The 23,671-nt window shown below is 66.8% G+C and carries 12 protein-coding genes and 1 pseudogene; 3 read left to right on the forward strand and 10 right to left on the reverse strand.

Annotated elements, in window-relative coordinates:
- Positions 1-70 precede the first annotated feature (70 nt).
- Positions 71-1,423, reverse strand: a complete 1,353-nt coding sequence (locus tag ASC95_RS31225; RefSeq protein ID WP_057299712.1) for a hypothetical protein — start codon at positions 1,421-1,423, stop codon at positions 71-73.
- 282 nt (positions 1,424-1,705) lie between these two features.
- Between ASC95_RS31225 and ASC95_RS31230 the strand changes: the two genes are divergently transcribed.
- Positions 1,706-2,467, forward strand: coding sequence for an ABC transporter substrate-binding protein (locus ASC95_RS31230; RefSeq protein WP_057299713.1), 762 nt, complete (start codon positions 1,706-1,708; stop codon positions 2,465-2,467).
- Here the strand turns inward: ASC95_RS31230 and ASC95_RS21355 are convergent.
- The 9 genes and pseudogenes from ASC95_RS21355 to scpA all read right to left on the reverse strand — a co-directional run bounded on the left by ASC95_RS21355 (position 2,448) and on the right by scpA (position 11,983).
- Positions 2,448-2,909, reverse strand: a complete 462-nt coding sequence (locus tag ASC95_RS21355) for a VOC family protein (protein WP_057299714.1) — start codon at positions 2,907-2,909, stop codon at positions 2,448-2,450. The two genes, ASC95_RS31230 and ASC95_RS21355, sit on opposite strands and share 20 nt — an antisense overlap.
- A gap of 45 nt (positions 2,910-2,954) precedes the next feature.
- Entirely contained in the window at positions 2,955-4,151 is a 1,197-nt protein-coding gene (locus ASC95_RS21360; protein ID WP_057299715.1) for an NAD(P)/FAD-dependent oxidoreductase, read from the reverse strand.
- Positions 4,144-6,196, reverse strand: a pseudogene (locus ASC95_RS21365) (acetyl-CoA carboxylase biotin carboxylase subunit). Before ASC95_RS21365 ends, ASC95_RS21360 begins: the two are co-directional and overlap by 8 nt.
- A gap of 10 nt (positions 6,197-6,206) precedes the next feature.
- Entirely contained in the window at positions 6,207-6,497 is a 291-nt protein-coding gene (locus ASC95_RS21370) for a helix-hairpin-helix domain-containing protein (RefSeq protein ID WP_057299716.1), read from the reverse strand.
- Positions 6,494-8,026, reverse strand: coding sequence for an acyl-CoA carboxylase subunit beta (locus ASC95_RS21375; protein ID WP_057299717.1), 1,533 nt, complete (start codon positions 8,024-8,026; stop codon positions 6,494-6,496). The genes ASC95_RS21370 and ASC95_RS21375 overlap by 4 nt, the downstream gene beginning before the upstream one ends.
- A gap of 6 nt (positions 8,027-8,032) precedes the next feature.
- Entirely contained in the window at positions 8,033-8,428 is a 396-nt protein-coding gene (locus ASC95_RS21380; RefSeq protein WP_057299718.1) for a VOC family protein, read from the reverse strand.
- A complete protein-coding gene (gene meaB / locus ASC95_RS21385; protein ID WP_235538002.1) occupies positions 8,425-9,387 on the reverse strand; it encodes a methylmalonyl Co-A mutase-associated GTPase MeaB in 963 nt (320 codons plus the stop codon). The genes ASC95_RS21380 and meaB overlap by 4 nt, the downstream gene beginning before the upstream one ends.
- Complete coding sequence (locus ASC95_RS21390) at positions 9,384-9,809, reverse strand: GNAT family N-acetyltransferase (protein ID WP_235538003.1); 426 nt, start codon at positions 9,807-9,809, stop codon at positions 9,384-9,386. Before ASC95_RS21390 ends, meaB begins: the two co-directional genes overlap by 4 nt.
- Positions 9,809-11,983 (reverse strand): methylmalonyl-CoA mutase, encoded by a 2,175-nt coding sequence (gene scpA, locus ASC95_RS21395; protein ID WP_057299720.1) that lies wholly within the window; start codon positions 11,981-11,983, stop codon positions 9,809-9,811. Before scpA ends, ASC95_RS21390 begins: the two co-directional genes overlap by 1 nt.
- Before the next feature lie 83 nt (positions 11,984-12,066).
- On the opposite strand from scpA, the gene ASC95_RS21400 reads away from it, so the two are divergent.
- Positions 12,067-12,723, forward strand: a complete 657-nt coding sequence (locus tag ASC95_RS21400; RefSeq protein WP_057299721.1) for a GntR family transcriptional regulator — start codon at positions 12,067-12,069, stop codon at positions 12,721-12,723.
- Between the two features lie 318 nt (positions 12,724-13,041).
- A complete protein-coding gene (locus ASC95_RS21405) occupies positions 13,042-23,382 on the forward strand; it encodes a hypothetical protein (protein ID WP_057299722.1) in 10,341 nt (3,446 codons plus the stop codon).
- Positions 23,383-23,671 lie beyond the last annotated feature (289 nt).

A 23,671-nucleotide genomic window follows, 5' to 3' on the forward strand; every position in this document is an offset into this window, starting at 1 on the left:
TCCAGCATAGCCTTCGTGAAGATCGAGATTCTGCGCCAGAAAACGACTGGCGTTTCGTGGTTTGCGAAGATCAATGCGGCGCGCTGGCCTGCTTCAACATCCCACGCAGTGCGTTGCGGCTGTGCGCGCCGAAATGGCCCAGCAGCTCAGCGATGGCCCGGTGCAAGGCATCGCGTTGACCCTGCAGGTCGCGCGCCAGCTCGGGGCCGAACTGGGCTTCGTTGGCAGCAAAGTCCAAATTGGGGTCAGTGACGAATTTCGCCGGCGCGCCGATCACGACGGCTGCATCCGTCGCCGGCCCGGCCTTGAACGCCTCGGCCGCGACGACCTCGCGCACATAGTCGAAACCCCAGGCCGGGTAGCGCCCATCGCGGGTGGCGTCGCGCAGCGCGAGCTCCAGCGGGCCATCGCGACGCTGCTGCGCGTTGTCGATGATCCAGCGCGTCTGGAACTGCTCCAGCACGAAATGGCGGTTGCTTTGCAGCACGACCAATCCCTGGCGATCCGCCGGCGCGCCCAGCTGGGCCTTGAGATTGACCCACATCATGTGGCCCAGCGTCGCGCCCGGCGCAGCGCTGGAGTGATAAGGCTGCGTCAGGTCCTCGACGTGGTGCAGGGCCATGCCCGCAAAGCGCCAACCCCAATAGGCATGGCCGCTCTGCCAGGCCAGCGCGGCCAATGCGCTGTACTGCTGCACGCGCAACTCGGTGAAGGTGCGCGCAAAGCTGGGCGCCAACGTGTTGAAGACGGCGCCCTGGTGGAAGAAGCCCATGTGGAAAGGCGCCTGCGAGCCGATCGCGACGGCCGCGTTCCCGAAAGGCTGCTTGCCGAAGCCGTAAGCCGGGTCGGCCGGGCTGCCCGGGTTGTCGTCGAAGAGATTGAGGTCGTGGCCGTAGTCGGGTTCATCGCAAGCCGAAGCAAGCACCGCCAGCGGCGCCACCGCCTCGCCGGGCTGCAGCGCCACGAAGCGCTGGGTCGCGCCCTTGCCCGGGGTGGCGGCGCTGACCACGCCGACATCCAGTGCAGGGCGGCCGGCGTCGGGGTTGCGCGGGTCGATCTGCAGATAGAGGGCCAACCTGGCCTGGGGCGACAAACGCAGCGCGCGCAGGAAGGCGGCGCGTCGCTCGTCATCGCTGCGTTTGGCATCGGCCACAAAGCGCAGCGCGTCGGGGCGGGGGGCATGCCCCTTCAGGCGCTCGCGCAGCAAAGCCTCCTGAGCGTCGAGCCGAGCGGCGATGGCCACTTCCTGGTCGCGAAGGAAGTCGACGAGAGGTTCGGCCTTCACGACCGCAACGTTCGCAACCTCGGGCATGCGCTCGAAGGCGCGGTAGCACATGGGCGTGTGGTTGCCCCAGGCCTGCGCAAAGGTAGGCAGCAGCAGGGCGGACAGGGCAAAGAGGAGGCGCATCGGCGGCAGCGGCATGAGAAGCCGCGCATTCTGGCCCGTGCTGAGCAAAGCCTTGCGACCGAACTCGCGAAACGGCTTGTGGCCCCCTCGCCTCCCGGTGTGCCACGGGCCGGTCAGCCCAGCGCGGCACGCGCAAGTTTTGCTGCATGCAGGTTACGGGTGGGTACGACTTCGCAGAAGCGGCGATTCGGGAATCACCGCTTCGCGACCAGCGAACCGCTTCGCAGCGATGCAAGCATGGCTTGCCACGCTCGGGCCCTGTGCGAGGATGCCGTCCTCAGCGGACCCGCAGGTTTCATGCGACGACTCCAGGCTCGATTCATCACCTGCCTCGCGGTGCTGCTGGCCGCTGGCGGCACTCGCGCCGACCACTTCGTCATTGGCGTGGAGGACGTTGACTACGCCCCCATCATGAGCACGGCCGGCAACGGTGACTACCGCGGCTATGCGCGCGACCTGCTGGACTTGTTCGCCCGCCGTCACGATCACCGCTTCGACTACTTGCCCCTGCCCACCAAGCGGCTGACGGCCGAGCATGCCGCGGGTCGCCTCGATGGCGTCTTTCCGGACAACCCCAATTGGGAGGCCGAAGCCAAGCGCGGCCTGGCGCTGGCCTATTCCGAGCCGGCCGTGCCCTTCCAGGACGTCGTCATGGTGCCGGCGGCCAATCGCGACCTGCCGGTGCACAACCTGGGCATCGTGCGCGGCTTCACGCCCAAACGCTTCCTGCCACAGATCCAGGGCGGCAGCCTGCGCCTGACCGAAGCGGGCGACCCTTCGCGGCTGATCCGCATGGCCCTGGCCGGCCGTGTCGACGGCGTGCATGTCGCATTGCCGGTGGGCCGGTATCAGCTGGAACAACTGGGCCGACCGGGTGCATTGGTGCCGTCCACCGCCCTGGCGCCAGCCCCCTACGAGTACCACTACCGGCTTTCGAGCCTGAAGCACGCCGACCTGGTCGCCCAGTTCGACCGCTTCCTGCACGAGGAGCAGGTCGCACTGGTCGCCCTGCAGCGCCGCTACGGCCTCGACGAGAGGCTCAGCCCAGCGCCGCGATGACCTCGGCCGGCGCCTGAACGAGCTCGATCAGGACGCCCTCGCCACCAATCGGGAACTCCTCGCTCGACTTGGGATGGATGAAGCAGATGTCATGGCCGGCCGCGCCCTTGCGAATGCCCCCCGGCGCAAAGCGCACACCTTGTTCCGTCATCGCCGCAACCGCCGCCGGCAGGTCGTCCACCCAAAGGCCGACATGGTTGAGCGGCGTCGTGTGCACTGCCGGCTTCCTGTCGGGGTCCAGCGGCTGCATCAGGTCGACTTCGACACGGTGCGGACCGTCGCCAAGGGTGCAGATGTCCTCGTCGACGTTCTCGCGCTCGGAAACGTATTGGCCGGTGACCTGCAGGCCGAGCACGTCGACCCACAACTTGCGCAGCGCGGCCTTGTCCGGCCCGCCGATGGCGATCTGCTGCAGACCGAGAATCTTGTAGGGACGCGTCATGTCAACCTCGAGAAGTAGAAAAGCGAAAAAGCGCCAGCACCTGGGTCAGAGCTTGAGCCGGCCCCAAAGCCAGCCCGTCTTGACGCCAGCCAGCGTCGCGATGGATTGCTGGTGGATATAGGGCAGACGACCACCCCAGCCAAAGAAGCGGTCACGCAACCAGGGCGCGACAACCGCATGGGACTGGAACATCGGCGTCAGCCCCTTGCTGGCCTGGCCGTAGAAGCGCAGGTGCGCACGGCGGCGCCGGCTGTAGCGCTCGAAGACCTGCGGCCAGTCGTCACCCACCTCGGCTGCGAGCTCATGCGCATCGATCAGGGCCATGTTGGCGCCCTGGCCCAGTTGCGGACTCATGCCATGGGCACAGTCGCCAATGGCCAGCACGCGGCCGTCATGCCAGCGGCGCATCCACACATCGGCATAGCGCGCCTCGCGCAACTGGGCCGCGTCATGCAAGCTGGTGAGTAGGGGCGCCACGTCGGGAAACAGCGTCGTCATCTGCTGCTTGAGCCGGTCAAGCCCGAGGCGCTGCTGCCAGCCTTCGAGATCGGCCACCGGCAAACTCCAGAACAGATTGATGCCTCGCTCGCCGTCGCCGGGATGCGTCTTGCCGACGGGCATGAGGCCCAGCATCTGCGACGCCGAGCGGAAGCGCTGGCGCAGTTCGATCTCAGGATACCCTGGTGGCGCGGGCAGCACGGTCCAGACGGCGCCCCACGGAAAGGCCCGCACATGCTGGTCGACATTCATGCGCTCGCGCAGCCGCGAGAAGCTCCCGTTGGCGAGGATCAGCGCCGAGTGCCGGACCGCGGCACCGTCGGCCAGCTTCAATGCCACGCCCTGTTCATCCTGCTCAAAGCCTTCGACCGCCACGCCGCAGTGCCAGCGGATGCCCAGCTCGCGCACCCGCCCCCACAGCAAGCCCATCAACGCCCCGCGCTGGATGCCCAGGCCGTAGGCCTCGGGATGGAAGCGGCGGTAGCTCATGTCCAGCACGGCGCGGCCGCTTGCCGTGTCGCCAAAAAGCCGGTCCACGCGCCTGCCCAGTGCCAGTGCGCCATCCAGCAGGCCCATGGCCGTCAGCACGCGTTGGCCGGTCGGCTGCAACAGCAGGCCGGCGCCGATGGGACGGGGCTCGGCCACCGCCTCGTACAGCTCGACCGATACACCGCGCTCGGCCAACCGGATGGCCGCAGCCGCGCCGGCGACACCGGCGCCGACGATGGCGATCGATTCAGGCAAAGCGCAGGATAGGCTGATCCACCGACAAGCTCTCGCCCGGCTTGGCCAGGATCTCGGCGACCGTCACGTCCTGCAGGGCGGTCAGGATGTTCTCCATCTTCATCGCCTCAATCACCGCGACCCGCTCACCCGCCTGCACGGTCTGGCCGACCTGGGCGGCCAGGTGCACGAGCAGCCCCGGCATCGGCGACAGCAGGAACTTGCTTGTGTCCGGCGGCGCCTTGTAGGGCATCAGCGCCTGCAATTCGGCCGCGCGCGGGCTCAGCACGGTCAGCTCGACGGAGCGTCCGCCATGATGAATGCGGTAGGCCAGCGGGTTCCTGGCCGTGCCGCGCTCCGCCTGGGCCGTGAAGGCCAGGCCGTTGACGGTGCCGGTGATGCGCACATCGTTCAGGCGCGAGCTGGAGGCAATCCGGTAGTCCTTGTCACCGACCTGCACGCGCGCCTCGCCCAAGGCGCCGGCGTACTCGCTGATGTGCAGCGCATGGCGCTCCGTCCTGCCCTGCCCCTGGTTCACCACGGCCACATAGTCGTGCTCGATTTGCACCTCGTGGCCGCGCAACTGGCCGCTGATGCCGGCCTCGCGCTCGCGGGCCTTGCGGCGGATGAAGCCGGCCAATGCGACGAGGAAGAGCGGATCGTCATGCGGCACGTCCTCGGCCTTGAAGCCGCCGGCATAGTGCTGGGCGATGAAGCCGGTGTTGAAGTTGCCGGTCGCAAAGTCAGGATGAGCCAGCAGGGCGGCCTGGAAGGGGATGTTGCTGGACACGCCGCGGATGACGAAGCCGTTCAGCGCCTCGCGCATCTTGGCGATCGCCTCGCCGCGGTCGCGGCCGTGCACGATGAGCTTGGCGATCATCGAATCGTAGAACATCGGGATCTCGCCGCCCTCGTAGACGCCGGTGTCCACGCGCACGCCAAAGCGTTGCGGCTCGGCCTGCGCCATGGTGGTTTCAGGTGGCTGGTATCGGACGAGGCGGCCGGTCGACGGCAGGAAATTGCGGAAGGGATCTTCCGCATTGATCCGGCACTCGATGGCCCAGCCCTCGCGCTTGATCTGCTCCTGCGTGAAGGTCAGCGGCTCGCCGGCGGCGACGCGGATCATCTGCTCGACGAGATCCAGCCCCGTGATGCACTCGGTAACCGGGTGCTCCACCTGCAGGCGGGTGTTCATTTCCAGGAAGTAGAAGTCCTGGTCCTTGCCGACGACGAACTCCACCGTGCCGGCGCTCTGGTAGTTGACCGCCCTGGCCAGGGCCACGGCCTGCTCGCCCATCGCCCATCGCGCGGCGGGTGGCCTCGCTGATGAAGGGCGACGGCGCTTCCTCGATGACCTTCTGGTGGCGGCGCTGGATGGAGCATTCGCGCTCCCACAGGTAGACGACGTTGCCTTGCGAGTCGCCCAGCACCTGGATCTCGATGTGGCGCGGCTGCTCGACGAACTTCTCCATGAAGACCCGGTCGTCACCGAAGCTGTTGCGCGCCTCGTTGCGGCAGGACGTGAAGCCCTCGAAGGCCTCCTTGTCGTTGAAGGCCACCCGCAGGCCCTTGCCACCGCCGCCCGCGCTGGCCTTGATCATGACCGGGTAGCCGATCCTGGCGGCGATGCCCACGGCTTCCTCGGCCGACAGGATGGGCTCGTTGTGGCCGGGGATGGTGCTGACCTTGGCCTCGTTGGCCAGCTTCTTGGAAGCGATCTTGTCGCCCATCGCGGCGATGGAGGCGTGCTTGGGTCCGATGAAGACGAGGCCTTCCTCCTCGACGCGGCGAGCGAAGGCCTCGTTCTCGGACAGGAAGCCGTAGCCGGGATGGATGGCCTGCGCGCCGGTGCTCCTGGCCGCGGCAATGATCTTGTCGGCGACGAGATAGCTCTCGCGCGACGGCGCCGGGCCGAGCAGCACGGCCTCGTCAGCCAGCTCGACATGGCGGGCGTCCTTGTCGGCTTCGGAGTAGACGGCGACCGTCTTGATGCCCATCTTCTGGGCCGTGGCAATCACCCGGCAGGCGATTTCACCCCGGTTGGCAATCAGGATCTTGGTGAACATAGTTGCCTCGTTATTTCGTCTTGCCCAGCAGCTTCTTGCGCTGCTCGGTGAAGTGCCACCACGGCTGGGCGGGCCCACCGTTCATGAAGTCGTGGGCAGCCATGAAGGTGTCCAGCACGCAGGGGTCATGGCGCTGGCCCATGGGGTCGCGCAGGCGGTCGTAGGTCTTGTACGGGTCCATGCGCTTCACGTCCGCGGGCGTTGCGATGCCCAGACCGATCAGGTCGGCTTCCATCGCCTTGCCGATGTTCGGGATGTCGGTGAGGCGCCTGGCCTCGGCCGCGCAGCTTGCCTTGCTCACAGCGGAATATTCCCGTGCTTGCGCCACGGATTCTCCAGCTTCTTGTCCTTGAGCATCGACAGGCTGCGGCAGATGCGCTTCCTCGTCTCGTGCGGCTGGATGACGTCGTCGATGAAGCCGCGGCTGCCGGCCACGAAGGGATTGGCGAAGCGGGCCTTGTATTCGGCTTCGCGCTCGGCCAGCTTGGCCGGATCCTTCTTGTCCTCGCGGAAGATGATCTCCACCGCGCCCTTGGCGCCCATCACCGCGATCTCGGCGTTGGGCCAGGCGAAGTTGACGTCGCCGCGCAGGTGCTTGGAGGCCATCACGTCATAGGCGCCGCCATAGGCCTTGCGCGTGATGACGGTGATCTTGGGCACCGTGCACTCTGCATACGCGTAGAGCAGCTTGGCGCCGTGCTTGATGATGCCGCCGTACTCCTGGGAGGTGCCGGGCATGAAGCCGGGCACATCGACGAAGGTGACGACCGGGATGTTGAAGGCGTCGCAGAAGCGCACGAAGCGCGCGGCCTTGATGCTGCTCTTGATGTCCAGGCAGCCGGCCAGCACCAGCGGCTGGTTGGCGACGATGCCGACCGTCTGGCCCTCCATGCGCGCAAAGCCGGTAACGATGTTCTTCGCGTAATCGGGCTGCAGCTCGAAGAAGTCGCCGTCATCGACGACCTTGAGGATCAGCTCCTTGATGTCGTAGGGCTTGTTGGCGTTCTCCGGCACCAGGGTATCCAGCGAATAGTCCAGGCGCGTGGCGGGGTCGCCGCTGGGGCGGCAAGGCGCCTTCTCGCGGTTGGACAGCGGCAGGTAGTTGAAGAAGCGGCGCAGCATCAGCAGCGCTTCCACGTCGTTCTCGAACGACAGGTCGGCCACGCCGCTGCGACTGTTGTGCGTGGTGGCGCCGCCCAGTTCCTCGGCGGTCACCTCCTCGTGCGTCACGGTCTTCACGACCTCGGGGCCGGTGACGAACATATAGCTGCTGTCCTTCACCATGAAGATGAAGTCCGTCATGGCCGGGGAATAGACCGCCCCCCCGGCGCAGGGGCCCATGATCATGCTGATCTGCGGCACGACGCCCGAAGCCATCACATTTCGCTGGAACACGTCGGCATAACCGCCCAGCGAGGCGACACCTTCCTGGATGCGCGCGCCGCCCGAGTCGTTCAGGCCGATGACCGGGGCACCCACCTTCATGGCCTGGTCCATCACCTTGCAGATCTTCTCGGCATGGGCCTCGCTGAGCGCGCCACCGAAGACGGTGAAGTCCTGGCTGAAGGCGAAGGCGAGGCGGCCGTTGATCATGCCGTAGCCGGTCACGACGCCGTCGCCGGGAATCTTGTTGTCCTGCATGCCGAAGTCCACGCAGCGGTGCTCGACGAACATGTCCCATTCCTCGAAGCTGCCTTCGTCGAACAGCAGCTCCAGCCGCTCACGCGCGGTCAGCTTGCCCTTGGCGTGCTGGGCGGCAATGCGCTTCTCGCCACCGCCGAGCCGTGCGCGCGCGCGCTTGGCTTCGAGTGCTTGCAGGATGTCTTGCATGTCGGTTCAACCCTCGAACGGGAAATTGATCTCCACGCCGTTGCCGGCGGGGTCTTGGAAGAAGAACTGGTGCTGGCCGGTGACGGGCGAGCGGGACTCGTGGAAGGCCACGCCCAGCGTACGCAAATGCGCTGCGGTGGCCGTCGGGTCGGTGCCGAAGAAGGCGGTGTGGTCGTAGGTCGTCGGTGCGGCGGGGTTGACCGGGCCGCGCACCGCCTCATTGGCGCGCTGCGTGGATAGGTGCACGACCGGGTGGCCGCCGGCATAAAGCCAGTAACCCGCGCTGTCGAAATCCGGCCGCGGGCCTTGCTCGAGGCCAAGCACGTCGCGGTAGAAATCGCGCAGCACGGCGAGCAGCTCGGCGGGTGCGCGCAGGTTGATGTGATGCAGGCCGGTGATCATGGGTTGCTCCTGAAGGTGGCCAGCAACTGGCGTGCCGCGGTGGAAGCCGGCGTGTGGCCGTCCCGCACGGCTGCCGTTGCGGCATCGAGTTGGTTCTTGACGGCAGGATGCGCGACAAAGGCTTGTTTCAGACCGGACTGGATGCGTTCCCACATCCACGCCAGCGACTGCTCGCGGCGCCTGGTGTTCCAGGCACCGCTGGCTTCTCGCTCGCTGCGCAACGCGGCCAGTGCGTCCCACACGGGTTCGATGCCTTTGGATTTGAGGGCACTGACCTTCATGACGCGCTGCGTGGCGTGCGCATGCGTGGGCAGCAGCCGCAGCGCCGACGTGATCTGAGCCTGCGCACGTGTAGCGGCGGCATCGTCCAGGTCGGCCTTGTTGATGACGACGAGGTCGGCCAGCTCCATGACGCCCTTCTTGATCGCCTGCAGATCGTCGCCCGCGTTGGGCAGCTGCAGCAGCAGGTAGAGGTCGGTCATGCCTGCCACGGCGGTCTCGCTCTGGCCGACGCCGACCGTCTCGACGATGACGACGTCGTAGCCCGCCGCTTCGCACAGCAGCATGGCCTCGCGCGTCTTCTCGGCCACGCCGCCGAGCGTGCCGCTGCTGGGGCTGGGGCGGATGAAGGCGCGCGTGTCCATGGAGAGCTTCTCCATGCGCGTCTTGTCGCCCAGGATGGCGCCGCCCGACAGCGTGCTGGACGGGTCCACCGTCAGCACCGCCACACGGTGGCCGCGCTCCAGCAGGAAGAGGCCGAAGGCCTCGATGAAGGTGCTCTTGCCCACGCCCGGCACGCCGGAGATGCCCAGGCGCAGCGAGTGGCCCGTCGCCGGCATCAGCTCGGTCAACAGCGCATCGGCCTGCTCGCGATGGTCGGCCCGCGTGGACTCGATGAGCGTGATGGCCTTGGCCAGCGCCCGGCGGTCGCCGGCTTGCAGCGGTCCGGCGACGCTCAAGCGGCCTCCCAGCGATATTCGATGTCGAAATCCTGCTCTTCGACCACCTTGAATCCGTGTCGGCGATAGAAGTCGTTGGCGCGGCTCTCGCGCAATGCGGCCAAGGTGATGGGCAGGCCGCGCGACTTGACCTGATCGAGCACCCAGGCGCCGATGCGCTGCCCTTGCGCCGCCGGGCGCAGATACAGGTGATGCAGTCGCAGCTCGCCTTCGCGCGGCTCGACGGTGAAGTAGCCGACGCGCTCACCATCCACAACCAGGTGCTGCATCCACTCGGGCCGGAACTGGCTTCTCAGCCGCGCCCGCGCCACCTCGGGGTTGAAGCGGCCGAGCCGCTCCAGGCTCTCGCGCAGCGCTTCCATGCGGATGCTCAGCATGGCCTCGAAGTCGGCGTCGACGACGGGCGCCAGCGTCGGCGTCATCAGGCGACAACCTGCATGCGGATCTGCTCCAGCACGTCCTTGGCGCTGGCCGGAATCGGCGTGCCGGGGCCATAGATGCCCTTCACGCCCGCGGCGTACAGCATGTCGTAGTCCTGGGCTGGGATGACGCCGCCGACGAAGACGATGATGTCGTCGGCGCCCTGCTTCTTGAGCTCGGCAATGATGGCCGGCACCAGCGTCTTGTGGCCGGCCGCCAGCGTCGAGATGCCCACGGCGTGCACGTCGTTCTCGATGGCCTGGCGGGCGCATTCCTCGGGGGTCTGGAACAGCGGGCCAATGTCGACGTCGAAGCCCAGGTCGGCAAACGCGGTCGCAACGACCTTGGCGCCGCGGTCGTGGCCATCCTGTCCAAGCTTGGCGATCATCACGCGCGGACGGCGGCCTTGCTCGTCGCCGAAAGCGGCGATCTCCGCTTGCAGCTTGGCCCAGCCCTCGGCCGAGTCGTAGGCGGCCGCGTAGACGCCGCTGACCTTGTGCGTGTCGGCGCGGTGGCGGCCGAACACGGCTTCGAGTGCGTCAGACACCTCGCCCACGGTCGCGCGCAGGCGCACGGCCTTGATGGCCAGGTCCAGCAGATTCCCCTCGCCGGTCTCGGCGGCTTGCGTGAGCAAGGTCAGCGCGGCCTGCACCGCGGCGGTGTCACGCGTGGCCCTGATCCGGTTCAGGCGCTCGATCTGGCCATCGCGCACCTTGACGTTGTCCACGTCGAGGATGTCGATGGGGTCTTCCTTGGCCAACTTGTATTTGTTGACGCCGACGATGACGTCCTGGCCGGAGTCGATGCGCGCCTGCTTCTCGGCGGCACTGGCTTCGATCTTCAGCTTGGCCCAGCCCGAGTCCACCGCCTTGATCATGCCGCCCTGGGCATTGACCTCTTCGATGATCTCCCAGGCCTTGTCGGCCATGTCCTGGGTGAGCTTTTCCATCATGTAGCTGCCGGCCCAGGGGTCGACGACGCTGGTGATGTGGGTCTCTTCCTGGATGATGAGCTGGGTATTGCGGGCGATGCGGCTGCTGAACTCGGTGGGCAGCGCGATGGCTTCGTCCAGCGAGTTGGTGTGCAGGCTCTGCGTGCCGCCGAAGACGGCGGCCATGGCTTCGATGGTGGTGCGCACCACGTTGTTGTACGGGTCTTGCGCGGTCAGGCTCCATCCCGAGGTCTGGCAGTGGGTGCGCAGCATCAGGCTCCTGGGGCTTGTCGCACCGAAGCCCTTCATGATGCGGCACCACAGCAGCCGCGCCGCGCGCATCTTGGCGATCTCGAGATAGAAATTCATCCCGATGGCCCAGAAAAAGCTAAGCCGCGGCGCGAAGTCGTCGACGCTCAGGCCCTTGGCCAAGGCCGTCTTCACATACTCCTGGCCATCGGCCAGCGTGAAGGCCAGCTCCAGCGCTTGGGTTGCGCCGGCCTCCTGCATGTGATAGCCGGAGATGCTGATGGAGTTGAACTTAGGCATCTCCCGCGCCGTGTACTCGATGATGTCGCCGACGATGCGCATCGACGGCTCGGGCGGGTAGATGTAGGTGTTGCGGACCATGAACTCCTTGAGGATGTCGTTCTGGATGGTCCCGGCCAGTTGGGCCTGGGACACGCCCTGCTCTTCCGCCGCCACCACATAGCCGGCCAGCACCGGCAGCACGGCGCCGTTCATGGTCATGGAGACGGACACCTTGTCCAGCGGGATGCCGTCGAACAGGATCTTCATGTCCTCCACCGAGTCGATGGCCACGCCGGCTTTGCCGACGTCACCGGTCACGCGGGGGTGGTCGCTGTCGTAGCCGCGGTGGGTGGCCAGGTCGAAGGCCACGGACACGCCCTGGCCGCCGGCGGCGAGCGCCTTTCTATAAAAGGCGTTGCTTTCCTCGGCGGTAGAGAAGCCGGCGTACTGGCGGATGGTCCACGGCCGCGCGGCGTACATCGTTGCCTGCGGGCCGCGCAGGAAGGGCTCGAAGCCCGGCAGTGTGTCGGCATGCGGCAGGCCGGCCACGTCTGCGGCGGTGTAGAGCGGCTTGACAGTCAAGCCCTCGGGCGTGACCCAGTTCAGCGCAGCCACATCGCCGCCCGGGGCCGATTTGGCGGCGGCCTTGGTCCATTGCTCCAGCGTGGCAGGTTTGAACTCGCGGGCATCCCCGGTTCGGCTGGCGTCCGACATCGAAACTCTCCTGTAACTGGGCTGACATCTTAGCCGAACCGTTATTCATAATTATGAATTCAGAATCGCTACACTCGGCCGCCATGCCCGGCTCACTCGACCATGCCCCTCTCGCCGCATCGGCTCTGTACGAGCAGGTGGCCGACCGGCTGCGCCAGCAGATCCTGGCACGGGAACTGGAACCAGGGTCGTGGATCGACGAACTCAAGCTCTGCGCCGAGCTGGGGATCAGCCGCACGCCGATGCGCGAGGCGCTGAAGGTTCTGGCCGCCGAGGGCCTGGTGACGATGAAGCTGCGCCGCGGCGCCTACGTGACCGAGATGAGCGAACGGGATGTGCGGGAAGCCTACCAACTGCTCTCCCTTCTCGAAAGTGACGCCGCCGCCGAAGTCGCCAATCGCGCGAGCGATGCCGAATTGACGGAGCTGAGCGAATTGCACCGGGCGCTGGAAGAAGCGTTACCCGATAGGGACGCCTTCTTCGCCGCCAACGAGCGCTTCCATCTGCGCGTGCTGGAGATCGACGGCAACCGCTGGCGGCTGCAGATCGTGGGGGATCTGCGCCGGTTGATGAAGCTGAATCGCCACCACTCGCTGTTCCGGGAGGGACGGCTGGCCGAATCGCTGGATGAGCACCGGGCGATCGTCGGTGCGCTGCTTGCGCGGGATGCACAAGCCTGCCGGCAACTTGTCACGGCCCATTTTTGTAACGGACTGAACGCCACACAGACAGCTTTGTGAAGGCAGACGGGCGGTGCGTGAACTGCCACCGAAAGCCCGCGCTTATCGGCGCGTGGTTTCGCTAAGTCCTTACTAGCATGGCAATTACTGGGAAAACCACCCCCGGTCCGGGTGTTCGGGCCGTGGGCGGCGGCCTCGGTTCGGGTCGATTCCGGCCGATTTGAGACTTTGTTCCTCAAGTCAAGCGGGGCCGGCCCGATAACCGATCGAAGCACTTGAAATCTAGGGATACGGCCGTGCCACGGCATTGGCCGGCTGCCCCGGGTTGCAAGCCGCCACCTCCATGAGGGCGTGGCCGTCAGCACAGCAGGTACAACCATGGCAAGCATCGTCCCCTTCATCCCGGTCTCCAAGATCCCTGGCCTCACGACCACGTCGATCCGGGATTTCACGACCGAAGACTGGGCTGCCTTCAGCACCGACCAGCTGATTGCGCTGACCACCGTACAGGCCGCTGTGATCACCTCCAGCGGCCTTTCTGTCTTGAGCAGCGACCAACTCCGCGCTTTCCAGACCGAAGACCTGCGTGCCATTTCGACAGCCTCCATCGGCGGCTTCAACTCCGACCAGATCGGTGTCCTGACCACCGAGCAGCTGCAAGCCCTGAGCACCGGCCAGATCCTGCAGCTGAGCACCGCCCAGTTGCAGGGCTTCAATGCCGCCGACATGGTGGCCCTGACCACCGCCCAGGTCGGCGCCCTGACCTCGACACAAGCCAAGGGCTTGTCGACGGACCAGCTGTCGGCCATGGAAGCGACCGACATCCGCTTCATCACCACGGCCGCTCTGCGCGCCCTGACCAGCACCCAGTTGGACGGCCTGACCTCCGACCAGCTGCGCGGCCTTTCGTCCAGCCAGATCCTCGCCCTGACCACCGCCCAGGTCAGCACGCTGAACACCGACGATCTGAACAGCCTCGGGACCGACCAGGTCAACAAGTTCTCCACGGCCCAGGTCCAGTCGCTGACGACCGCCCAGCTCAGCCACCTGAGCACCGACAGCCTCAACGCGATGGGCTCGGCCCAGTTCGCCTCGCTGTCGTCCAGCCAGGTGGGCTCGCTGACCTCCGACCAGCTGCCCAAGATGGAGACGGCCGACCTGCGCGCCATCACCACTGCGGCACTGCGCGGCCTGAGTTCGGACCAGATCCAGACGCTGACCTCCGACGAGGTCGCCAGCCTGAGCACCGCCCAGATCGGCGCGCTGATGACGGCCCAGATCCAGGGCCTGACGGCCGCCGACATGGCGGCACTGGACACCGCCCAGGTGGCGGTGCTGAGCTCGGCCCAGGCCCAGTCGTTGTCCACCGACCAGCTGTCCGCCATTGAAGCAGCCGACATGAGGTCGCTGACGACGGGGGCGCTGCGCGCCCTGTCCAGCACCCAGCTCGACGGCCTGACCTCCGACCAACTGCGGGCCTTAAGCTCCAGCCAGGTCAATGCCCTGACCACCGACCAGGTCCGCACGCTGAACACGGACGACCTGAACAGCTTGTCGTCCGACCAGTTCAACAAGCTCTCCACCGCCCAGGTCGCGGTGCTGACGACGGCCCAGTTGAGCCATCTGACGACGGACAGCCTCAACGCGATGGGCTCGACCCAGTTCGCCGCGCTGAACTCGACGCAGTTCAGCGCGTTGACGTCCGACCAGCTGCCGACGATGGAGACGGCCGACCTGCGCGCCGTCACGACCGCCGCACTGCGCGGCCTCTCCTCCGACCAGATCCAGACGCTGACTTCCGATGAAGTGGGCGCACTGACCACCGGCCAGATCGCGGCCCTGACGACGGTGCAGGTCAAAGGCCTGACGGCCGGCGACATGACGGCCCTGGGCACCGCCCAGATCGCCGCGCTGGGCTCGGCCCAGGTGTCGGCCCTGAACACCGACCAGCTGTCCGCCATCGAAGCGGCCGACATGAGGTCACTGACGACAGCGGCCCTGCGCGCCCTGTCCAGCACTCAGCTCGACGGCCTCACGTCCGACCAGCTGCGCGGCCTGACCTCCGGCCAGGTCAACTCGCTGACCACGGCCCAGGTCAGCACGCTGAACACCGACGACCTGAACGCCCTCTCGTCCGACCAGTTCAACAAGCTGTCGACAGCCCAGGTCCAGTCGCTGACGAGCACTCAGCTCAGCAACCTGACGACGGACAACCTGAACGCCCTGGGCACGGCCCAGTTCGCCACGCTGTCGTCCAGCCAGTTCGGCTCGCTGACGACCGACCAGCTCTCCAAGATGGAGTCGGCCGACCTGCGCTCGGTCACGACGACGGCCCTGCGCGGCCTGTCCTCCGACCAGATCGAATCGCTGGCCTCCGACGTGGTGGCCAGCCTCACGACGGCGCAGATCGGCGCGCTGACGACGGCCCAGGTCAAGGGCCTGGAGGCCGACGACATGGCCGCCCTGGGTACCGCCCAGATCGCGGCCCTGAGCTCGGTCCAGGCGGCCGCGCTGTCCACCGATCAGCTGTCCGCCATCGAGGCGGCCGACATGAGGTCACTGTCGACGGGCGCGCTGCGCGCCCTGACCAGCACCCAGCTCGATGGCCTGACCAGCGACCAGCTGCGCGCCCTCTCCTCCAGCCAGATCAACTCGCTGACCACCGACCAGGTCCGCACGCTGAACACGGACGACCTCAACAGCCTGGCGTCCGACCAGTTCAACAAGCTCTCCACCGCCCAGGTGCAGGCGCTGACGACCGCCCAGCTGAGCAGCCTGACTTCCGACAGCCTCAATGCGATGGGCTCGGCCCAGTTCGCCACGCTGTCGTCGGTCCAGTTCGGTTCGCTGACCACCGACCAGCTGTCCCAGCTCGAGACGGCCGACCTGCGCGCCGTGACGACCGCCGCCCTGCGCGGCCTGAGCTCCGATCAGGTCCAGGCGCTGACCTCCGATGAGGTGGCCAGCTTCAGCACCGCCCAGATCGGCGCGCTGACGACGGCCCAGATCCAGGGGCTGCAAGCCGTCGACATGACGGCCCTGGGTACCGCCCAGATCGCAGTCCTGAGCTCGGCCCAGGCCCAGTCGCTGAGCACGGACCAGCTGTCCGCCATTGAAGCTGCCGACATGCGCTCGCTGACGACGGCGGCCCTGCGCGCCTTGTCCAGCACCCAGCTCGACGGCCTGACCTCCGACCAGTTGCGCGCCCTGTCGTCCAGCCAGATCAACGCGCTGACCACCGCCCAGGTCAGCACGCTGAACACCGATGACCTCAACGTCCTGACGTCCGACCAGTTCAACAAGCTCTCCACGGCCCAGGTCCAGTCGCTGACGACCAGCCAGCTCAGCAACCTGACGACGGACAACCTCAACGCGATGGGTTCGGCCCAGTTCGCGACGCTGTCGTCCACGCAATTCGGCTCCCTGACCTCGGATCAGCTGCCCACGCTCGAGACCGCCGACCTGCGCGCCGTCACGACGGCGGCCCTGCGCGGCCTGTCGTCCGACCAGATCCTGACGCTGACCTCCGACGAGGTGGCCGGCCTGTCCACGGGCCAGATCGCCTCGCTGTCCGCCACCCAAGTCCAGGGCCTGGAGGCTGCCGACATGGCGGCCCTGTCCACCGCCCAGGTGGCGGTGCTGAGCTCGACCCAGGTGCAGGCGCTGTCCACCGACCAGCTGTCCGCCATCGACGCGGCCGACATGAAGTCGCTGACGACGGCCGCCCTGCGCGCCCTGTCCAGCACCCAGATCGACGGCCTGACCAGCGATCAACTGCGGGCACTGACCAGCGCCCAGCTCAATGCGCTGACCACCGCCCCGCAGATCGTCGGCCTCAACACCGATGACCTGAACGTCCTGACGACGGACCAGATCGCCCGCCTGTCGACCTCGCAGATCCAGGCGCTGACGACGACCCAGTTGAGCAACCTGGTCACCGACAGCTTGAATGCGATGGGCTCGGCCCAGTTCGCCACGCTGTCGTCCAACCAGTTCGGCTCGCTGACGACCGACCAGCTCTCCAAGATGGAGACGGCCGACCTGCGCGCCGTCACGACCAATGCGCTGCGCGGCCTGAACTCCGACCAGATCCAGTCGCTGACCTCGGACGAAGTCGGCAGCCTGTCCACCGGCCAGATTGCCGCGCTGACGACGGCCCAGGTCAAGGGCCTCGAAGCCGCCGACATGACGGCCATGGGCACGGCCCAGGTCGCGGCGCTGACCTCGGCCCAGGCCCAGAACCTGTCGACCGACCAGCTCTCGGCCATCGATGCGTCCGACATGCGTGCGCTGACGACGGCCGCGCTGCGGGCTCTCAGCAGCACCCAGCTGGACGGCCTGACCTCCGACCAGCTGCGTGCGCTGTCTTCCAGCCAGATCAATTCGCTGACCACCGACCAGGTCCGCACGCTGAACACGGACGACCTCAACAGCCTCACGTCCGACCAGTTCAACAAGCTCTCCACCGCTCAGGTCGCCGTACTCACGACGACCCAGCTGAGCAGCCTGGCCACCGATAACCTCAACGCGATGGGCTCGGCCCAGTTCGCCACGCTGAACTCGTCGCAATTGGGTTCACTGACGTCGGACCAGTTGCCCAAGATGGAGACGGCCGATCTGCGCGCCGTCACCACGGCGGCGCTGCGTGGCCTGAGTTCGGACCAAGTCCTGACGCTGACCTCCGACGAGGTGTCCAGCCTCAGCACTGCCCAGATCGCTTCGCTGACGACGTCGCAAGTCCAGGGCCTGACCGCTGCCGACATGACGGCCCTGGGCACCGCCCAGGTGGCCATGCTGAGCTCGGCCCAGGCCGCCGCACTGAACACCGACCAGCTGGCCGCCATCGACGCGGCCGACATGAAGTCGCTGACGACGGCCGCCCTGCGCGCACTCAGCAGCACCCAGTTGGACGGCCTGACCTCGGACCAGTTGCGCGCGCTGTCCTCCAGCCAGATCAGCTCGCTGACCACCGACCAGGTCCGCACGCTGAACACCGACGACCTCAACAGTCTCGCATCCGACCAGTTCAACAAGCTCTCGACCGCGCAGATCCAGGTGCTGACAACGACGCAGCTCAGCAACCTGACGACGGACAACCTCAATGCCCTCGGCTCTGCCCAGTTCGCCTCACTGAACTCCACGCAGTTCGGTTCGCTGACGAGCGACCAGTTGCCCAAGCTGGAAACGGCCGACCTGCGTGCGGTCACGACCGCAGCCCTGCGCGGCCTCTCCTCGGATCAGGTCCTGACGTTGACTTCCGACGAGGTGGCCAGCCTCAGCACTGCACAGATCGGCTCGCTCACCACCAGCCAGATCCAGGGCCTGACAGCGGCGGACATGACGGCCTTGGGCACCGCCCAGGTCGCCGTGCTGAGCTCGACCCAGGCGCAGTCGCTGTCCACCGACCAGCTGTCCGCCATCGACGCGGCCGACATGAAGTCGCTGACGACGGCCGCCCTGCGCGCGCTGTCCAGCACCCAGCTGGATGGCCTGACCTCTGACCAGCTGCGTTCGCTGACCAGCACCCAGCTCAACGCTCTGACCACCAACCCGCAGGTCATCAGCCTCAACACGGACGACCTCAACGTCCTGACGACGGACCAGATCGCTCGCCTGTCAACCTCGCAGATCCAGGCGCTGACGACGACGCAGCTGTCCAACCTGGCCACCGACAGCCTCAATGCGATGGGCTCGGCCCAGTTCGCGACGCTGTCGTCCAGCCAGTTCGGCTCGCTGACGACCGACCAGCTGTCCAAGCTCGAGACGGCCGACCTGCGCGCCGTCACGACCAACGCGCTGCGCGGCCTGAGCTCCGACCAAGTCCAGTCGCTGACCTCCGACGAGGTGTCCAGCCTGTCCACGGGCCAGGTGGCGGCCTTCACGACCGCCCAGGTCAAGGGCCTGACGGCCAACGACATGACGGCCTTGTCCACTGCCCAGGTGGCGGCACTGAACTCGGCCCAGGCCGCAGCGCTGGACACGGACCAGCTCTCGGCGATTGATGCGGCCGACATGAAGTCGCTGACGACGGCCGCCCTGCGTGCGCTGTCCAGCGCTCAGCTCGATGGCCTGACCAGCGACCAGCTGCGGGCGCTGACCAGCGCCCAGCTCAATGCGCTAACCACCAGCCCGCAGATCGTCGGCCTGAGCACGGATGACCTCAACGTCCTGACGACGGACCAGATCGCTCGCCTGTCCACCGGCCAGATCCAGGCACTGACGACGACCCAGCTGAGCAACCTGGTCACCGACAGCTTGAACGCCATGGGCTCGGCCCAGTTCGCCACGCTGTCGTCCAACCAGTTCGGCTCGCTGACCACCGACCAGCTCTCCAAGATGGAGACGGCCGACCTGCGTGCCGTCACGACCAATGCGCTGCGCGGCTTGAGCTCCGATCAGGTCCAGTCGCTGACTTCCGACGAGGTCGGTTCGATGACGACGGCCCAGATCGCCACGTTGACGACCGCCCAGGTCAAGGGCCTGACGGCCGGCGACATGACGGCACTCGGTACCGCCCAGGTCGCCGCATTGAGCTCGGCCCAGGCCCAGAACCTGTCGACCGACCAGCTCTCGGCCATCGAAGCTGCCGACATGAAGTCGCTGACGACGGCGACCCTGCGGGCGCTGACCAGCACCCAACTGGATGGCCTGACCTCCGACCAGCTGCGTGCACTCTCCTCAAGCCAGATCAACTCGCTGACCACCGACCAGGTCCGCACGCTGAACACGGACGACCTCAACAGCCTCACGTCCGACCAGTTCAACAAGCTCTCCACCGCCCAGGTGCAGGTACTGACCACCGCTCAGCTGAGCAACCTGACGACGGACAACCTCAACGCGATGGGCTCGGCCCAGTTCGCCACGCTGAACTCCACCCAGCTTGGCTCGCTGACGTCTGACCAATTGCCATCGATGGAGACGGCCGACTTGCGCGCCGTCACGACTGCGGCTCTGCGTGGCCTGAGCTCGGATCAGATCCTGACGCTGACCTCCGACGAAGTCGGTTCGATGACAACGGCGCAGATCGCCTCACTGTCCGCCACACAGGTCAAGGGCCTGACGGCGGGTGACATGACGGCCCTGGGTACGGCCCAGGTCGGCGTGCTGAGCTCAACCCAGGCGGCGGCGCTGAGTACGGATCAACTGTCTGCCATCGATGCGTCCGACATGAGGTCACTGACGACGGCGGCACTGCGCTCGCTGAGCAGCACCCAACTGGATGGACTCACCTCCGACCAGCTGCGCGCCCTGTCTTCCAGCCAGATCAATTCGCTGACGACCGACCAGGTCCGCACGCTGAACACCGACGACCTCAACAGCCTGGCGTCCGACCAGTTCAACAAGCTCTCCACCGCCCAGGTGCAGGTGCTGACCACCACGCAGTTGAGCAATCTGTCGACCGACAGCCTGAATGCGCTGGGCTCAGCCCAGTTCGCGACGCTGAACTCCAACCAGTTCGGTTCACTGACCTCCGACCAGTTGCCCAAGCTGGAAACGGCCGACTTGCGCGCCGTCACCACGGCCGCGCTGCGTGGCCTGTCCTCGGATCAGATCCTGACGCTGAGCTCCGACGAGGTCTCCAGCCTCAGCACCGCCCAGATCGCTTCGCTGACGACGTCGCAGGTCCAAGGCCTGACGGCCGCCGACATGACGGCCCTGTCCACGGCCCAGGTTGCCGTGCTGAGCTCGGCCCAGGTCCAGTCGCTGTCCACCGACCAGCTGGCGGCCATCGACGCTTCCGACATGAAGTCGCTGACGACGGCCGCACTGCGCGCCCTGTCCAGCACCCAGATCGACGGCCTGACCAGCGATCAGTTGCGCGGCCTCACCAGCACGCAGCTCAATGCGCTGACCACCAACCCGCAGATCATCGGCCTGAACACCGATGACCTCAACGTCCTGACGACGGACCAGATCGCCCGCCTGTCGACTTCGCAGATCCAGGCGCTGACGACCTCGCAGCTGAGCAACCTGGGCACCGACAGCCTGAACGCGATGGGCTCGGCCCAGTTCGCGACGCTGTCCTCCAGCCAGTTCGGCTCGTTGACGACCGACCAGCTCGCCAAGCTGGAAACCGCCGACCTGCGCGCCGTCACGACCAACGCGCTGCGCGGCCTGAGTTCCGACCAAGTCCAGTCGCTGACCTCCGACGAGGTGTCCAGCCTGTCCACGGGCCAGGTGGCGGCCTTCACGACCGCCCAGGTCAAGGGCCTCACCGCGGCCGACATGACGGCCCTGTCCACCGCTCAGGTCGCGGCGCTGAGCTCGGCGCAGGCCCAGAACCTGTCGACCGACCAGCTCTCCGCCATCGACGCGGCCGACATGAAGTCGCTGACGACGGCCTCCCTGCGTGCCCTGTCCAGCACCCAGCTGGACGGCCTGACCAGCGACCAGCTGCGCGCCCTGACCAGTGCCCAGATCAACTCGCTGACGACCGACCAGGTCCGCACGCTGAACACCGACGATCTCAACAGCCTGACGTCGGACCAGTTCAACAAGCTCTCGACCGCCCAGGTCGCCGTGCTGACGACGGCCCAGTTGAGCAGCCTGGCCAGCGACAACCTCAACGCCATGGGGACGGCCCAGTTCGCAACGCTGAACTCCAGCCAGTTCGGTTCACTGACCTCCGACCAGTTGCCCAAGCTGGAGACGGCCGACCTACGCGCCGTCACCACGGCGGCGCTGCGTGGCCTGTCCTCGGATCAGATCCTGACGCTGAGCTCCGATGAGGTCTCCAGCCTCAGCACCGCCCAGATCGGCTCGCTGACCACGTCGCAGGTCCAGGGCCTGACGGCCGCTGACATGACGGCGCTGGGTACCGCCCAGGTGGCCGTGCTGAGTTCCGCCCAGGCGTTTGCGCTGAGCACCGATCAGCTGTCCGCCATCGAGACCGGCGACATTCGCTTCCTGACCACGACCGCACTGCGCGCCCTGACCAGCACCCAGCTGGACGGCCTGACCAGCGACCAGCTGCAATCGCTGACCTCGGCCCAGGTGAACTCGCTGACGACGGCGCAGCTGTCGACGATGAACAGCGACGACCTGAACGCGTTCACGACCGACCAGTTCGCTCGCATGAGCACGGGCCAGGTCCAGGCGTTGACGGCCAGCCAGCTGTCGCACCTGACGACGGATGACCTGACGGCCCTGGGCACGCAGCACTACGCGGTGATGAACGCGACCCAGTTCGGCTCGCTGACAACCGACCAGCTGCCGAATCTGCAGACGGCCGACCTGCGCGCCGTGACGACGGCGGCGCTGTCCAGCCTGAGCTCGGATCAGATCGCCTCGCTGCAGACCGAGCACATCGCCGCGCTCAGCACGGCGCAGGTGATGTCCCTGTCCACCGCGCAGATACAGGGTCTGGCCGCGGCCGACCTGACGGCCATGGGCTCGGCGCAGGTCGCTGTGCTGACCACGGCCCAGGTGAATTCGCTGTCCACCGACCAGATCGTGGCCATCGACTCCGACGACCTGGCCAAGCTGACTTCGGCATCGCTGCAGGCCATTACCAACACCCAGCTGGGTGCGCTGACGACCGATCAGTTGACCGGCCTGGGCACCCGCGTGTCGGTGCTGACGACCAGCCAGATCAACAACCTGGCCACCGACGACCTGAACACCTTCACGACGGCGCAGTTCGCCTCCTTGAGCTCCACCCAGGTCAAGGCCTTCACGAACTCGCAGATCGCGGCGCTGGAAACCGACGACCTGCGCGCGCTCACCACGGCCCACGTCGCCGCGATGAGCAATGCGCAGATCCAGGCCATCACCAGTGACCAGTTCAGCACGCTGAAGGCGACGCAGATCACGGCGCTGACCACGGCGCAGGCGGCGGCCCTGACCACGGATCAGATCCACAGCCTCACGACGGATCAGATCAGCGGCCTGGAAACCCGCGACATCACCGCCATGAGCATGGCTCAGCTCGACGCGCTGCAAGGCACGACCTTCGGCGAGATGAGCGCGGCGCAGATGAACGCCTACTTCAACGTCACGCCCATCGTGCTGGACCTGGACGGCCACGGCGTCAACACGCTGGCAGCCGCCCAGGGCGTCAACTTCGATCTGCTGGGCACCGGCCAGGTCAACAAGGTGGGCTGGGTGGCTGGCGGCGATGGCCTGCTGGTGATGGACCGCAACCATGACGGCCTCATCAACAGCGGCGGCGAGCTCTTCGGCATGGGCACCGTGCTGGCCAACGGCAAGCATGCCAAGGATGGCTACGCCGCCATGGCCGAGCAGGACAGCAACCATGACGGCAAGCTCGACAGCCACGACGCCAACTGGAAGCAGCTGCAGGTCTGGGTCGATGCCAACCACGATGGCAAGACCGATGCCGGCGAGCTGAAGACGCTGGACGAGCTGGGCGTCACCTCGCTGGACCTGAATGCCACCAAGGGCTCCGGGTCAGACAGCGGCAACCTCATCGGCCTGGTGTCCAGCTACACGACGACCGACGGTGGCAAGCACGACGTGGCCGACGTCTGGTTCGCCAAGGACGTGCAGCCGCAGAAGGCCGACGACGGCAAGGACGCGACGGTGAGCCTGCACGACGTGCTGGCGCCACCAAGCGCCCCGCTGCTCGGTGCCGAACACGTCGACCTGGCCAAGGCGGCCGTGCCACATCCGTCGGCCGACGCCCACCTTGCGGCCATCGACCGCAAGCTGGCCGAGGACGACGAGTTGCGACGCAACAACGGCGGCAACTGGGTATGAAGTCCGTGAATTCGTTCAGGACCGTTCGGCGAATCCGCCGAACGGTCGGCCTCTGGACGGAAAACCCGGCCTTTTTGCCGGTTGCTCCAGCGGACTCCTCCCTAGCATGACAGCACGAGCCCACTCCGTCGCGGCGCTCCAGGCGGGATCGCACCCCGCCTGCAACCGCATCGGCTTGGGTTCGCGCTCCAGTTTCCTTGTCTCTCAGGCACGTCGGCTTGGCCGCTCGACACGCCGGGGCAAAGGCTCAGATCAGCACAACGCTTCCAGTTTCGGGGGCGGGCCAGAA

The organism is Pelomonas sp. Root1217, from assembly GCF_001425705.1.
Taxonomy (GTDB): domain Bacteria; phylum Pseudomonadota; class Gammaproteobacteria; order Burkholderiales; family Burkholderiaceae_C; genus Pelomonas.

What these genes read in the sequence shown, in the direction of transcription:
- ASC95_RS21355 (WP_057299714.1), bottom strand. Translation starts at nt 2,909, where the DNA reads ATGACGCGTCCCTACAAGATTCTCGGTCTGCAGCAGATCGCCATCGGC.
- ASC95_RS21390 (WP_235538003.1), bottom strand. Translation starts at nt 9,809, where the DNA reads ATGACGCCGACGCTGGCGCCCGTCGTCGACGCCGACTTCGAGGCCATG.
- ASC95_RS21400 (WP_057299721.1), top strand. Translation starts at nt 12,067, where the DNA reads ATGCCCGGCTCACTCGACCATGCCCCTCTCGCCGCATCGGCTCTGTAC.
- ASC95_RS21380 (WP_057299718.1), bottom strand. Translation starts at nt 8,428, where the DNA reads ATGATCACCGGCCTGCATCACATCAACCTGCGCGCACCCGCCGAGCTG.
- ASC95_RS21405 (WP_057299722.1), top strand. Translation starts at nt 13,042, where the DNA reads ATGGCAAGCATCGTCCCCTTCATCCCGGTCTCCAAGATCCCTGGCCTC.
- ASC95_RS31230 (WP_057299713.1), top strand. Translation starts at nt 1,706, where the DNA reads ATGCGACGACTCCAGGCTCGATTCATCACCTGCCTCGCGGTGCTGCTG.
- ASC95_RS31225 (WP_057299712.1), bottom strand. Translation starts at nt 1,423, where the DNA reads ATGCCGCTGCCGCCGATGCGCCTCCTCTTTGCCCTGTCCGCCCTGCTG.
- scpA (WP_057299720.1), bottom strand. Translation starts at nt 11,983, where the DNA reads ATGTCGGACGCCAGCCGAACCGGGGATGCCCGCGAGTTCAAACCTGCC.
- ASC95_RS21375 (WP_057299717.1), bottom strand. Translation starts at nt 8,026, where the DNA reads ATGCAAGACATCCTGCAAGCACTCGAAGCCAAGCGCGCGCGCGCACGG.